Raw genomic sequence first — 14,468 nt, forward strand, 5'->3', positions numbered from 1 at the left:
CACGGCGCAAGCTCCGGGGGGCATGAGCCCCCGGAGCGCTGGCGCCCCTGCTCCCGCAGCGACCAGGGCGCTGCGGGAGCAGGGCTCTGCTGGCAGCGCCACTTAGGGCGCTGCCGCGCAGCCCCGGGCGACGGGCGTGGCCCCGTCGCCGTATGCGCCGCCCGGCGGGGCCGGCGGCGCTATGCCGCAGCCGCCTGCCGAGCGGCTGCAGGAGATGCCGGAAGCACTGTACGGCTCGCCAGAGGCGGCGCCGGAGCTTCCGGCATTCCCTGAGCTGTCCTTGATCGGACAGCACCATGGCACGTACCTGATCTGTCAAAACGAACAGGGCCTATATTTAATAGATCAGCACGCTGCTCACGAGCGGGTAAATTATGAATATTTTTACGAGAAATTCGGTCACCCGGCCGATGCTTCTCAGGAGCTGCTCATACCGATTACGCTTGAGTTTACGCCTTCGGATAGCGCCAAGCTGCAGGAGCGGCTGCACTGGTTCGAAAGCGTAGGCGTTATTATGGAGCATTTCGGCGGAGGGACCTTCCGGGTCGTCTCTCATCCCTATTGGTTCCCGAATGGGGAGGAAGCGTCTATCATCGAGGAAATGGCAGAGTGGGTACTCAGCGAACGGGCGATTGATTTGTCCAAGCTTCGGGAGAAATCGTCCACTCTAGTCTCCTGTAAAGCTTCCATCAAGGCCAATCAGAAGCTGACGCCTGAAGAAGCAAATACGTTGATTCAGCGTCTTGCCACGTGCAAGCAGCCTTATACTTGTCCCCATGGCAGACCGATCGTCGTCTCGTTCTCCACGTATGATCTGGAGAAATTGTTTAAGCGGGTCATGTAAGAGAGAACGGAGGAACACATCATGTTGATTACAACGGGAGATCACGGAGCTCCCGCAGCCGTACAAAGAGCGACTCAGCTAGCGTCAGTAGCGGGAGTCAAATATGTGCCACGTAGTCGAACCTCTTTGCAAAATATGGCAGAGCGATATGGCGACAGCGATATTCTTGTCGTTTTGGAGCAAGGAGCGAGGTTATTTCGTGCCGGTCAGGAGCCGCTCACATTTCATCCGAGCATGGCCTTCGTTAGAGCAAAGCGCCTGCTTAGAGGCGAAAACGATACTATGCTGGAGGCGGCACGGGCCATGCCGGGCGATATAGTGGTCGACGGTACGGCTGGACTTGGCTCCGATTCAATGATGTTTTCGCTCGCCGTGGGTACGGAAGGCCGAGTACTGGCTCTGGAGGACTCACTTCCACTTTGGGCATTGCTCTATGAAGGACTGCAGCATTATGTTTCTGGCTTGCTAGCTGTTGACGAAGCACTGCGCCGGATCGAACCGAGGCATGTGAATCATTTGGAGGCGCTGCGGGGGATGCCGGATAAAAGCGTAGACGTCGTGTATTTCGATCCGATGTTTCGCGATCCTATCGTGGAGTCGTCCTCCATTTCGCCACTTCGTCCGTTTGCCAATCGGTCCAGCCTGCATCCTGATGCTGTGAAGGAGGCTTGCCGGGTCGCCAGAAAAACGGTTGTTCTGAAGGAAAAGAAAGGGAGCCCCGAGTTTGAACGGTTAGGCTTTACCGTGAGCGAGCGCTCCCATACTAAAATAGCTTACGGAGTGATTTCGCTTGACTAAGATTGAAAATCCGAAATTGCTCGTCCTCGTCGGTCCGACCGCTGTCGGTAAAACGAAGCTGAGCATTGAAATGGCCAAGGCGTTCTCCTGCGAAATTATTTCCGGTGATTCTATGCAGGTATATCGGGGGATGGATATCGGCACCGCAAAAATAACCCCGGAAGAAATGGATGGGGTTCCGCACCATTTAATCGATGTGCTTGATCCGAACGAGCCATTCTCTGTAGCGCAGTTTCAAGAATGGTGCAGGCAGCTCATTCCTGAAATTCACAGCCGGGGCCATCTGCCATTTATCGTCGGGGGTACCGGTCTATATATCGAATCCGTCTGCTATGAATTCCAATTTACAGAAAGTGGTGCTGACGAGGAATTTCGTGCCCAGCAGCAGGCGTTTGTAGATACAAACGGGCCAGAGGCACTTCATGCCAAATTAGCCGAAATTGACCCGAAATCAGCTGCCAAACTGCATCCGAACGATGTTCGCCGGGTCGTGCGGGCACTGGAAATTTTTCACCTGACCGGAAGGACGTTATCGTCGCAATTGGAGCAGCAAATAAAGCAATCTCCATACGACTTGTGCTTGATCGGTTTGACAATGGACCGTCAAATGCTTTATAACCGTATTGAACAACGTATTGATGAGATGCTGCAGCTTGGTCTGGTTGAAGAAGTCGAAGGACTTATTCGTCAAGGCTATACGCGTGACCTTATTTCTATGCAGGGGCTTGGCTACAAGGAAATTGTCGAACACCTGGTGGACGGAGTACCGCTTGCGGACGCCGTAGAGAAATTGAAGAGGGATACGCGCCGTTTTGCCAAAAGGCAGCTCTCCTGGTTCCGGCATATGAAGGATATATCATGGATCGATGTGGGCGGCGAAGAAAATTTTTCCGGGATTTTGGAAGCAGCCCATGCTATAATAGCAGGAAAGTTTCCCACTGATCTTGAATATAATTCAAAACACTAATTGATTCCTATTGGGGGTACGGCTATGAACAAGACCATTAATATCCAGGATACATTTCTTAATCAATTGCGTAAGGAGAGCATTCCCGTCACCGTCTTTTTGACGAATGGTTTTCAGATCAGAGGGACGATCAAAGCGTTTGACAACTACATCATCGTTATCGATAGCGACGGACGCCAGCAAATGGTGTACAAGCACGCGATTTCTACATTCCAGCCGCAGCGGAACATTTCGCTCATGCAGGAACCGCCATCTGAGGATTAATCCGGTAACTGAAACTTTTTAGAATTCAATACGTTAAAAGTATAGGAAAGAAACGGAGCAACCTGAGCAAGGTTGTTCTTTTCTTTCCGGCCATGTTTTTGGCAAGTCTATTCAATTAGACCGATATATGGATAGACCCATGGTCCAAATCACTTTTTAAGCTGTCTTTTAGGAGACTGGTAAGAAGGGAGTCAGAGAAACCATGTCTAGCAATAATTCATCAAGATTGCAGAGAAGCAGTAAACCTGAAAAAAAAGGAGACCATCCGAAAAAGCATAAAAAGAAAAAGCTAACAGCAAAACGATTGCTTTGGACTTCGTTTTTTACGATTGCTTTGGCGGTTTTTTGCGCGATCGCGGGCTACATGTACATTACGGTCAGCGGTGAAAAGATTCTGCGGGAGAACGAGGATAAGCTGACGGTATACGAAACAACCAAAGTGTACGATCGAACCGGCGTTCAAATGGGTGAATTGTCCATTGATAAGAGTGAACCCGTCAAATCCGAGGAAATTCCTAAGCTGCTGAAGGAGGCTTTTGTCGCGACGGAAGACAGACGTTTCTTTGAGCACAACGGGGTTGATTTATGGTCGATCGGCCGCGCGGCAGCCAAAGATATCGTGGCCCGCTCTTTAGTCGAAGGCGGCAGTACGATAACGCAACAGTTAGCTAAAAATATTTTCCTGAGCGCGGACAAAACCTTTTTCCGTAAAGCTACGGAAATGTCGATCGCCATGGCATTGGAACGTCATAAGACGAAAGATGAAATTTTGACGCTTTATTTAAACCGGATCTTCTTTGGACAAAGAGCTTACGGTATCAAAGCGGCGTCGCAGCGCTACTTCGGTCAAAGCGATTTGAATAATCTGAAGCTGTGGCAAATGGCCACGTTGGCGGCAATCCCTAAGGGACCGTCCCGGTATAATCCGATCTCTAACCCGGATTTTTCCAAGGAACGGCGTGGTGTGGTTCTTGATCTGATGTTTGAAGAAGGTTACATTAACGCCCAGCAGCGTGATGAGGCGAAAGCGGTCGACTATAATTATGATCCTCCAACTAAAAATGAGAGCTACCTGGCCTTCAAGGATTACGTCGTTGATGAAGCCGAGGAGAAATTTGGGTTGACCGAGGACCAGCTTAACCGCGGCGGCTACAAAATTTACACGACGATGGACGCTCAAGCGCAGAAAGCTCTGGAGAAAGCGTTCGCCAATGACGATTACTTTGAAAAAAGTAAGGACGACCAGCAGGTGCAGGCATCCATGGTTATCATGAATCATGAAAATGGAGGTCTGGTAGCCTTGCTCGGCGGTCGTGATTATGAACGAAAGGGCTTTAGCCGTCTGACGAGCCGCAGACAGCCTGGTTCTTCATTTAAGCCGATCGTATCGTATGCACCTGCACTTGAATCCGGGAAGTTTACGCCGGACTCGCAAATCAGCAATGAGAAGCAAAGCTTCGGTAACTATTCTCCGCGAAATTTGCACGGCTACTCCAAAACGATCAATCTAACGGAGGCGCTGACGAAATCGGAAAATATCCCGGCTGTCTGGTTGCTTAACGAAGTTGGTATTGATACTGGTGTTAGGTATGCCAAAGAGATGGGTATTACGATGGATAAAGATGACCGCAATTTAGCGATCGCTCTTGGTGGTTTGACGCATGGTACGAACACGCTGGAGATGGCTGGAGCCTTTAGTGTATTTGCTAATGGGGGGGAATACAATCCGCCGTATTCCATCAAGTCGATTGTGGATCATGATGGGGTAGAGAGATATAAATACAATCCACCGAAACCAAAACGTGTTCTCAGTGAACAAACTGCTTATTATATGACTAAGATGCTGGAAAACGTCGTTAATGACGGGACAGGGAAAAGAGCAAGAATCGACCGTCCGGTAGCCGGTAAAACCGGGACGACGCAGCACGGAATTAAGGGGCTTAGAAGCAGCAAAAACCGTGACGTCTGGTTCGTAGGTTACACGCCGGAGTGGACGGGGGCCGTCTGGATGGGCTACGACAAACCGGATAAGAACCACCTGCTGAACGGTAGTAGTGGTCAGACGGCAGCGTTGTTCGCCGCAGTTATGAAGGATGCGCTGTCTGGGGTTCCGGTTAAAAACTTCCCTGTACCTAAAGAACTAAAGAAGGTTGTGCCGCCGGAAACGAAGGCGGACGCCCCAACAGGTCTAAGCGCTTCTTACAATACTGGGACCGGTACGGTTTCGTTAAGCTGGACTGGGGTCAACCAGAAAGACACGGTTTACCATATTTACCGGCGTGAAGCTTCCGAAAAGAACTTTAACCATTATATGGATTCCGTCAATCCGGCAGCGGAGGACATTAGCGTTGTGGCAGGTACAGGTTACGTTTATTATGTAACAGCGTACGACCCTGTTAACAATGTTGAAAGTAAGCAATCTAACACAGCGCAGGTATTAATTGAGGCTTCCGAGACGCCGCCGGAAGGAACAGAGCCGGGTTCCGGTAACGGAGGGCAAATTGATACCGGCACTCCGGACAATGGCCAAGGGGGCGGGGGCGACAACACCCAGGGAACACCACCTGAACACAGCAACGGTCATCAAGGTGCAGGAAACGGCAATGGCAATGGTAACGGTAATGGATCAGGCGTAAATAATGGGAATGGATCCGGAACCGGCAACAATGGCTGGGTACCTGGCGATTCTGGAGGCAACAATTCCGGTACGGTTAATCCACCAGCTGGAGATACAGGGAGTCAGACCGATACTGGCGGCCAAAATACAGCACCAACAACCGGTGCGGGCGAAGTTCCGCCGAATACGGGAGGATAAGCAAACAGCTTGCTGCTTTTATCATTTGAAGGACCTCAAACCATGGTTTCATGGGTAGAGGTTCTTCTTTTTTACAAAAGTTTGGAGCCAACTGCTGAAAATGACTTTTGTGACTCTCTTTCAAATATGGTAAGCTGATAGTACATTGTGTTGAAAGGGTAAAGTACTATGAAGCGAAAATTCGGAGACCGCGCGAATTGGCGCCGCATCACCCAGCGTCATTTCAAATCCAAGTATGTGGAGAGCGACATTTTTACGGGTTATGTTACGCTGTACAGCATTTTCGCCTTGCGCGATCCCCTGTGGAAAACCTACGGTGGACACACATTCCGGATCGCTGATAAAGGTTATACCTGGCTGCAATATTACCCCAAAGGGGCTCACTTTGTCGTGACAGCCATGTTTGACGATCAAGGAAGCATTGTTGAATGGTACATCGATGTTTGTAAAACGCAAGGGGTTACGGACCAAGGGGTTCCTTGGTTTGATGATCTATATCTGGATATCGTCGTTCTGAAGAACGGGGAGATTTTTCTTCTCGATGAGGACGAGCTGGATGAGGCACTACATAAAGGTTTGATCACCGTCAAAGATTATGATATGGCGACGGAGACCGCACAGCATTTGCTTCATGCCATTAATCAACATCATTTTCCTTACTTCCAATTATCTTTAGAGCATTACCGCAACGGGTTTATGACTTCTGAGACAAAACATCCCGGAGGTTAATCCATGTTCTCTATGAAGAGAAAAGTAAAATATCGGTCATTATTCGGTGTGAGCAATAAGCAGCGAAGAAGAGGCTGGTACAGGCTGATCCGATGGGGAATTGTAATTTGCGTGCTCGGTGTGCTCTGGGCACTATATGTACTGGCGCGAATCGGGAGTATTGATCAGAACCCGGCAGCGGCAGCAAATCAAGCACAAGCTGAAGTTGGGATCGTTTTAGGGGCTTCCCTATGGGGGGATGTGCCAAGTCCAGGTTTGGAGGAACGGCTACAGCTTGGCTTGAAGGATTATCAGGCCGGAAAGTTTGAGATGTTTATTTTGACAGGTGGTCGCGATACCCGCCATTCCACTTACACGGAAGCGGAGGGAATGGCAAATTATCTGGAGAAACACGGGGTTCCACGCAGTAAAATGCTGCTTGAGAATCAAGCTACCAGCACCTATGAGAATTTAAAGTTTAGCCAGCGAATGATGAAGGAGCGAGGGTACACTTCGGCGCTAATCATAACGCATACATTTCATGGAAACCGTGCACTGGAAATCGCCGAGGCCCTTCACTATTCATCCCCTAGGCTGTCCTTAACGAAATCGCAGGTGCTTAAGCCTATTCCTAATACGTTTCGGGAAATCCTTGCTTATACGAAATGGAAGCTGGATCAGATAGGATTGGCTCTTCGTCAGGACTAACAGCAAAACTTCTAATAACGGACAGGGAGAGAGAATACATTTAGGAGTGTACTCTAAATGCTATTTTTTTAGCCCTAACCTATGAAGAGGTGATTGCCAATGTCCGGGCGTGTTGTAGCTAGAAGCGGCTCACATGAAGAAAGACCATCTCGGCAAATCAACGTTATCCTGAGAAGCTCTGAGCCTCCGGTTGTATCACAGAGCGTTCCTGATAGTGAACCGCAGCCTTCGGTCAAAGCTATGCCGCAGCAAGGTTTGTTTGCTGAGATTCAGAAAGAATTGGATCAGCTTGTTGGACTTAATCATATTAAGGAATTGATGTACGAAATATACGCCCTTTTACAAATTACGTCGATGCGCTCCGATGTGGGGTTGTTGTCGGGTTCTCAAGTATATCACATGGTATTCAAGGGCAATCCGGGTACTGGCAAAACGACAGTGGCTCGAATTGTTGCGAAGATGTTCCAAAGGATGGGTGTGCTTAGTAAAGGACACCTTATCGAGGTGGAGCGGGCGGATTTGGTTGGCGAATATATCGGTCATACGGCGCAAAAAACGAGGGATCTCGTCAAGAAGGCACTGGGTGGTATTTTGTTTATTGACGAAGCTTATAGTTTAGCACGCGGCGGAGATAAGGACTTCGGTAAAGAAGCAATCGATACGCTCGTTAAAGCGATGGAGGATCACAAAAATCAATTTATTTTAATTCTCGCTGGCTATTCGGAGGAAATGGACTTTTTCTTGTCCACAAATCCGGGATTACCGTCCCGTTTTCCCATTCAGATGGATTTTCCGGATTATTCGATCGATCAATTAATTCAAATTGCGGAAGGCATGGCAAAGGAACGCGACTATATCTTGATGCCGCAGGCGATACTCAAATTAAAGCAGCATTTGCTGCGTGAGAAATGCGAAAGCGAGCATCTGTTCAGCAATGCTCGGTATGTTCGAAATATGATCGAGCGTTCCGTCAGACATCAGGCGGTGCGTCTACTTAATCAGTATGGCGGCGGATCTCCGGGTAAACTGGAATTGATGACGATACGAACTGAGGATTTAAAGATATAACAAACTTTCAGGAGCCTATTGAAGGAGCAGTGGACATGTCGAGTTCACCCCATGAGACGAACACATCCGTTCCCGACAAAGCGATATTAATTAGCTTGATCACACCCGAAATGAAGCAAAAAGGAATCGATCCGGCCTATTCGCTGAGTGAACTTGTGCAGCTTGCGGATACGGCCGGGGTGATTGTCGCGGAGAGCGTAGTACAAAACCGAGATAAACCGGATCCAAGATGGTATATCGGTAAAGGAAAGGTAATGGAGTTAAGGGATAGTATCCTTGAGTTTGGTGCTAACACGGCTATTTTTGATCAGGAACTGTCAGGGGCTCAGGTACGCAATCTTGAGGAAATCCTAGATGTAAAAATTATTGACCGAACTCAGCTTATTCTGGACATATTCGCGCAGCGGGCCAAAACTCGGGAGGGCATCATTCAGGTAGAGCTGGCCCAGCTTACCTATTTGCTCCCGCGTCTAGCGGGGCACGGAAAAAATTTATCCCGCTTAGGTGGTGGCATAGGAACGCGGGGACCAGGGGAGACCAAGCTGGAGACTGACAGGCGGCATATCCGGCGGCGGATCGGCGAACTTAAAAGACAGCTGGAGGAGATTACTAGGCATAGAAAGCTGCACCGTGCCCGGCGGAAAGAGAACGGTGTAGTTCAGGTCGCTCTGGTAGGCTATACGAATGCCGGCAAATCGACGCTTCTTAGATCACTAACGGCGGCCGATGTTTATGTTGAGAATAAGCTGTTTGCGACGTTGGATCCGACAACGCGTATTTTGATGCTCCCTAGCGGCAAAGAGGTAGTACTGACGGATACGGTCGGATTTATACAAAATCTGCCGCATGATTTAGTGGCAGCATTTCGCGCTACGTTGGAGGAAGCGAATGAAGCTGACCTTATTTTACATGTCGTGGATGCTTCTTCTGAGATGCGTCAGGAGCAGATGAACGTTGTTCAGCAAATTTTAGATGAATTAGGGGCTGGAGGTAAGCCTCAAATCATCCTTTTTAACAAAATCGATGTATGTACGCCTGAAGGGCTGCAAATGCTGCCAGCGGGTGAAGGATACTTAAAGATCAGCGCCTTTTCTGAAAAGGATTTGGAGGCGATTCGCCAAGCTGTACAAAGCAAGCTGTCCGGCGGAGTGCGTTCTTTTCGGATTCCGGCTAAGCGCGGTGATCTGACCCCTGTACTTTATCGCGTTGGGGATGTAGTGGACAAGCAGATGGATGAGGAAGATATGATTTACGAAGTAAACGTAAACCAGGTCGATTTTGCTAAATATGGCTATCGGCTGGCTCCTTTTGCGATTCAGAAGCGCGATGACAGCGGGGAATTTTAAGCACATGAATCATGATGAGGAGAGGTATAGTAAGCTATGGCAGTATTCTCAGAAGAAATTGTAGAGTGGTTGGAACAATCGGAGCAGCAGGTTGAAGGTCGTTTTCGTGAAATTGATCGGATTGTAGATATCAACCAATGGAAAGTGATTGAGGCGTTTCAACGGCATCAGGTAAGTGACTTTCATTTTGCAGGTTCCACGGGTTATGCCTATAATGACCGGGGACGCGAGGTGCTGGACCTGGTTTATGCTGATGTTTTCGGCGCAGAGGCAGCGTTGGTACGCCCTCATTTTGCTTCCGGGACACACACGATTGCTACAGCTTTATTTGGGGTACTCCGTCCTGGTGATGAGCTGATGTATATTACAGGCCGGCCTTATGACACCCTACATAAAGTGATCGGCAAGCCAGGTGACGGTTCCGGTTCGCTGCAAGATTACGGTATTACATACAGCGAATCGGCCCTGCTGGAAGATGGAACGGTGGACTGGGAAACGGTAAAATCCAAGATTAACGATAAGACGAAAGTGATCGGTATCCAACGTTCTCGCGGTTACGACTGGCGGGATTCCTATACCGTGGATCAAATCGGGGAAATGGTGCAAAAGGTCAAAGCTTTGAAACCGGACATCATCGTATTCGTCGACAACTGTTATGGGGAATTTACAGAGGAGCATGAGCCCACAGAGGTTGGAGCCGATCTGATCGCCGGCTCGCTGATCAAGAACCCCGGCGGTGGTTTAGCCGAAACCGGCGGGTATATTTGCGGGAAGGCAGATTTAGTGACGCTGGCTTCTTATCGGCTGACAGCGCCCGGTATTGGTGGAGAGGTGGGCGCCATGCTGGGAACGACGCGAGGTATTTATCAGGGCCTGTTTATGGCGCCGACCATCGTAGGGCAAGCGGTGCGAGGAAGCGTTCTGGCTGCTGCGCTATTTGAACGCGCCGGATTCCAAAGCCGGCCGGGCTGGAAGGCAAAGCGGACGGACCTTATTCAGGCAATCCAATTTAGCGGTCCAGAGCAATTGATTGCATTTGTCCAAGGGATGCAGCGGGCAGCCGCTGTAGATGGGCATGTAGTACCGGAGCCTTGGGATATGCCAGGCTACGAGCATCCGGTTATTATGGCCGCGGGAACCTTCATCCAGGGAGGCAGCCTAGAGCTGTCTGCGGACGCACCAATCCGTGCTCCGTATATCGCTTATATGCAAGGTGGACTTACTTACTCTCACGTTAAGTTTGGTCTATTAACCGCCTTGCAGACGATGAAGGACCGTAACTTGTTGTAAGTTATCCTTACACATCTATTGACATGTTAGGATAGTTCACATATGATAAGGTCATGATAAAATAACTGGAAGGTTGATAGCGATGAGTGACGAAATTCGCAGAAACATGGCCTTATTTCCAATCGGTATTGTCATGAAGCTGACTGATTTAACAGCACGGCAAATTAGATACTATGAACAGCATCAGCTCATTGTGCCTGCACGTACCTCAGGGAATCAACGCCTTTTTTCTTTTAACGACGTAGAACGGTTGCTTGAGATTAAAGGGCTTATTGATAAAGGTGTAAATATTGCGGGAATTAAGCAGGTAATGAACCCAATGTCCCGTGAATCACAAGATGCGACGGTAATTACGAAGGATACAGAAGAAAAACGCAAGGAAATGACGGATTCCCAGCTTTTTAGAATGTTGAAGCAGCAATTAGTTACGGGGAACAAAACGGGACAGGTATCCCTGATACAAGGTGAGTTGTCTCGATTTTTCAAAATATAAAATTTATAGTTAGGAGAGGTTAATGTGAGTTACAAGAAAGAAGACATTTTGCGCATTGCCAAAGAAGAAAATGTGCGTTTTATCCGTTTGCAATTTACCGATCTCCTTGGCACGATTAAAAACGTAGAAATTCCTGTTAGTCAGCTGGAAAAAGCGCTGGATAACAAAATGATGTTTGACGGCTCTTCCATTGAAGGTTATGTTCGTATCGAGGAATCTGACATGTATCTGTATCCGGACCTTAGTACTTGGGTTATTTTCCCATGGGTCACGGAAGATCGTGTAGCTCGTTTGATTTGCGACGTGTATATGCCTGATGGCACACCATTCTCCGGTGATCCGCGTGCCATTTTGAAGCGTGTTCTGAAAGAGGCCGAGGAAATGGGCTATACTTCGATGAATGTTGGTCCTGAACCGGAATTCTTCTTGTTCAAAACCGATGATAAAGGGAACCCAACCACCGAACTGAATGACCAAGGTGGATATTTCGACTTGGCGCCTACCGACCTTGGTGAGAACTGCCGCCGCGAAATCGTGTTAACCCTGGAAGAAATGGGCTTTGAAATTGAAGCATCTCACCACGAAGTGGCTCCTGGCCAACATGAGATCGACTTTAAATATGCAAATGCTGTTAAAGCAGCGGATCAAATTCAAACATTTAAGCTTGTTGTTAAAACGATCGCTCGTCAACACGGCCTTCATGCTACATTTATGCCTAAGCCGCTGTTCGGTGTGAACGGTTCTGGCATGCACTGCCACCAATCGCTGTTCAAAGGCGATACGAACGCATTCTTTGATAATAACGATACGCTTGGTCTTAGTCAGGTCAGGAAGCTCGTTATTATATGGCCGGCATTTTGAAACATGCCCGTTCCTTTGCGGCGATTACCAACCCGACGGTCAATTCCTACAAACGTCTCGTTCCGGGCTATGAAGCTCCATGCTACGTTGCTTGGTCCTCCAGCAACCGCAGCCCAATGATCCGGATTCCGGCTTCCCGCGGACTTAGCACTCGGATCGAAGTTCGTAACCCGGACCCTGCAGCTAACCCATACCTTGCTTTGGCAGTAATGCTCAAAGCCGGTCTTGACGGAATCAAAAATGAGCTGCCTCTGGTTGATCCGGTTGACCGCAACATCTATATAATGTCGGAAGAAGAACGTGTAGAAGAAGGCATTCCAAGCTTGCCATCCGATCTGAAGGAAGCTCTCGGAGAACTGCTTCGCAGCGAAATTATTTCCGAAGCACTCGGCGATCATGCTCTGACTCACTTCTATGAGCTAAAAGAAATCGAATGGGATATCTTCCGCACGCAAGTGCATCCATGGGAACGCGATCAATATATGACGTTGTATTAAGATAGAGAAATCCTCTGGGGCTAAGGCTTCAGAGGTTTTTTTACTTATATTCAAGTCGGGACAGATTGTCCCGACTATTTTTATTTTGAAGAACGGATGTTCGTGCTTCAACCGGGTCATCTAAGCCGGATTGTTTCGACGTCCACCTGCGCATTCTCTTTAATGCCTAACTGAAATTTTTATGGGTATGCGTAATAATCCGTCAATTGGATACCTTATGCGTATAAGGAGGTTGATGGAAATGGTAACCGAATTGAAAAGATATCAGCGCAGACGTTATCGGTTAAAGCATTGGTGGGTTACGGAACGCTTAGGTGTTGGAAGGGCAGAACGCGGAAAGCGTAAGAGGTACGGATTCAATACGTTGAACTACCTTGATATCAAATGGGAATAGATATAAAAAATAGGACAAAGCAGGGAGTTAACTCAGCTTTCGTCCTATTTTTATTGCTTTGCTTAAAGCTTTAAGTCAACGACGTTAGTGAAAGTCTCTGAACAGACCTACCACTTTGCCAAGAATGGTTACATTTTTCAGCCGAATCGGTTGCATCGTTGAATTTTCCGGCTGTAAGCGAATGTGGTCTTTTTCTTTGTAAAAAGTTTTAACCGTTGCTTCGTCTTCTTCTGTCATGGCTACAACGATATCTCCGTTGTCAGCTGTCTGCTGCTGCCGCACAATGACGTAATCCCCACTATGTATCCCGGCTTCGATCATGCTATCTCCGATAACCGATAGCATAAATATTTCGCCATCACCAGCATAATGCTCAGGAAGAGGGAAATAGTCATCAATATTCTCCGTTGCTGTAATCGGCATACCTGCAGTGACTTTACCGACTACAGGAACACGTTTCACACTATGTGCGAACAGGCTCAAATTCTCTGATTCTTCCTGCCCCAAAAGCTCGATTGCACGAGGCTTGGTTGGATCCCGGCGAATAAGTCCTTTCTTCTCCAGTCGGTCCAAATGGCCATGAACGGTAGAACTGGAAGCTAGTCCGACGGCTTCACCGATCTCCCGGACAGAAGGAGGATATCCTTTCGCCCGAACTTCGCTGCGTATAAATTCAAGAATGGCCTGCTGTCGGCTGGATACCTTAGACATACATGCATCAACCCCATTAGTAACGTTTGGAAAAATTATAACACAGAACTGCCGTTCGTACAAACATTAGTTCTAAATGAACCGGGAGGTTCTAAAAAAATAAGGGAACGAATGTTCTGAAAAGGTATTGAAACAAACAAATGTTCGTGTTATATTAAATTTATCAATAAGAACATTTGTTTGGAGTGATGAGCGATGTTGAAATATAGCACTTACCAAAGTATTTATGACAAACCTTCTCGCCAGGTGCGAAATGAAGGAATACATACTTTTTTATTTCATAAAGGGCTTGCTAAACTGGCAGTAGTACTGGTTGTTTTATGTATCACCTGTACAGGCATGGTAACGGCTTTCGCTTCTTCTTCGGAAGATGGAAATCGTACCCTACAGAAGAGTATCGTCGTCATGCCTGGGGATACACTTTGGAAAATAGCATCTGAACATAAACCTCAGGGCAAAGACACCAGAATATATATTGAGAAGATCATGAAGATGAACAACTTGTCATCCAGTGCAATTAAGGCAGGAGATACACTTAATCTCCCATGGAAATAGCGTGCCAACCAGCTTCACCTTTATATGTATATTTTAGACGCTTCTATAAATAATAGGGCTTGTTTAGTGCGATCGATCGTTGTTATGATGTCGCCTTGACAAGCTCTTTTTCTCATGTCAAAGTAAGAATTAATGTCTTACCCAACCTT

13 protein-coding genes and 2 pseudogenes are annotated in these 14,468 nt (G+C 47.9%); 14 read left to right on the plus strand and 1 reads right to left on the minus strand.

Annotation, left to right across the window (positions count from 1 at the left end; translation table 11 throughout):
• Positions 1-241: 241 nt before the first annotated feature.
• From ACFQ3W_RS04915 to ACFQ3W_RS04975, 13 genes and pseudogenes are all read left to right on the plus strand, one after another.
• Positions 242-844 (plus strand): annotated as a pseudogene (locus tag ACFQ3W_RS04915) (DNA mismatch repair endonuclease MutL); the annotation flags it as partial.
• 21 nt (positions 845-865) lie between these two features.
• The gene (locus ACFQ3W_RS04920) at positions 866-1,642 is read left to right on the plus strand and encodes a class I SAM-dependent methyltransferase (RefSeq protein ID WP_379317243.1); all 777 of its coding nucleotides are present in this window, start codon (positions 866-868) and stop codon (positions 1,640-1,642) included.
• Positions 1,635-2,609 carry a tRNA (adenosine(37)-N6)-dimethylallyltransferase MiaA gene (miaA, locus tag ACFQ3W_RS04925; RefSeq protein ID WP_379317245.1) on the plus strand — a complete coding sequence of 325 codons (975 nt, stop codon included), beginning with the start codon at positions 1,635-1,637 and terminating at the stop codon, positions 2,607-2,609. The genes ACFQ3W_RS04920 and miaA overlap by 8 nt, the downstream gene beginning before the upstream one ends.
• Before the next feature lie 24 nt (positions 2,610-2,633).
• Positions 2,634-2,873 carry an RNA chaperone Hfq gene (hfq, locus tag ACFQ3W_RS04930; RefSeq protein ID WP_379317247.1) on the plus strand — a complete coding sequence of 80 codons (240 nt, stop codon included), beginning with the start codon at positions 2,634-2,636 and terminating at the stop codon, positions 2,871-2,873.
• 202 nt (positions 2,874-3,075) lie between these two features.
• Positions 3,076-5,688 (plus strand): PBP1A family penicillin-binding protein, encoded by a 2,613-nt coding sequence (locus ACFQ3W_RS04935; RefSeq protein ID WP_379317249.1) that lies wholly within the window; start codon positions 3,076-3,078, stop codon positions 5,686-5,688.
• A 168-nt stretch (positions 5,689-5,856) separates the two neighbouring features.
• Positions 5,857-6,417, plus strand: a complete 561-nt coding sequence (locus tag ACFQ3W_RS04940) for a DUF402 domain-containing protein (protein WP_379317251.1) — start codon at positions 5,857-5,859, stop codon at positions 6,415-6,417.
• Positions 6,418-6,429: 12 nt separating this feature from the next.
• Positions 6,430-7,104, plus strand: a complete 675-nt coding sequence (locus tag ACFQ3W_RS04945) for a YdcF family protein (RefSeq protein ID WP_379317253.1) — start codon at positions 6,430-6,432, stop codon at positions 7,102-7,104.
• A gap of 99 nt (positions 7,105-7,203) precedes the next feature.
• Positions 7,204-8,172 carry an AAA family ATPase gene (locus ACFQ3W_RS04950; RefSeq protein ID WP_379317255.1) on the plus strand — a complete coding sequence of 323 codons (969 nt, stop codon included), beginning with the start codon at positions 7,204-7,206 and terminating at the stop codon, positions 8,170-8,172.
• Positions 8,173-8,207: 35 nt separating this feature from the next.
• On the plus strand, positions 8,208-9,518 hold the full coding sequence (gene hflX, locus ACFQ3W_RS04955) for a GTPase HflX (RefSeq protein WP_379317257.1): 1,311 nt from the start codon (positions 8,208-8,210) through the stop codon (positions 9,516-9,518).
• A 36-nt stretch (positions 9,519-9,554) separates the two neighbouring features.
• Positions 9,555-10,808 carry a methionine gamma-lyase family protein gene (locus tag ACFQ3W_RS04960; RefSeq protein ID WP_379317259.1) on the plus strand — a complete coding sequence of 418 codons (1,254 nt, stop codon included), beginning with the start codon at positions 9,555-9,557 and terminating at the stop codon, positions 10,806-10,808.
• A gap of 82 nt (positions 10,809-10,890) precedes the next feature.
• Positions 10,891-11,301: a MerR family transcriptional regulator gene (locus tag ACFQ3W_RS04965; protein ID WP_379317261.1), complete on the plus strand. Its 411-nt coding sequence runs from the start codon at positions 10,891-10,893 to the stop codon at positions 11,299-11,301.
• Between the two features lie 24 nt (positions 11,302-11,325).
• Positions 11,326-12,659: pseudogene (glnA, locus tag ACFQ3W_RS04970) on the plus strand (type I glutamate--ammonia ligase).
• A gap of 241 nt (positions 12,660-12,900) precedes the next feature.
• Complete coding sequence (locus ACFQ3W_RS04975) at positions 12,901-13,053, plus strand: hypothetical protein (protein WP_379317263.1); 153 nt, start codon at positions 12,901-12,903, stop codon at positions 13,051-13,053.
• An 84-nt stretch (positions 13,054-13,137) separates the two neighbouring features.
• Here ACFQ3W_RS04975 and lexA read toward each other — a convergent pair whose 3' ends face one another.
• Positions 13,138-13,764 carry a transcriptional repressor LexA gene (gene lexA / locus ACFQ3W_RS04980; RefSeq protein WP_379317265.1) on the minus strand — a complete coding sequence of 209 codons (627 nt, stop codon included), beginning with the start codon at positions 13,762-13,764 and terminating at the stop codon, positions 13,138-13,140.
• Positions 13,765-13,959: 195 nt separating this feature from the next.
• On the opposite strand from lexA, the gene ACFQ3W_RS04985 reads away from it, so the two are divergent.
• Positions 13,960-14,319, plus strand: coding sequence for a LysM peptidoglycan-binding domain-containing protein (locus tag ACFQ3W_RS04985; protein ID WP_379317267.1), 360 nt, complete (start codon positions 13,960-13,962; stop codon positions 14,317-14,319).
• Positions 14,320-14,468 lie beyond the last annotated feature (149 nt).

This window comes from Paenibacillus puldeungensis, assembly GCF_042678945.1.
In the GTDB taxonomy this organism is placed as follows: domain Bacteria; phylum Bacillota; class Bacilli; order Paenibacillales; family Paenibacillaceae; genus Fontibacillus; species Fontibacillus puldeungensis.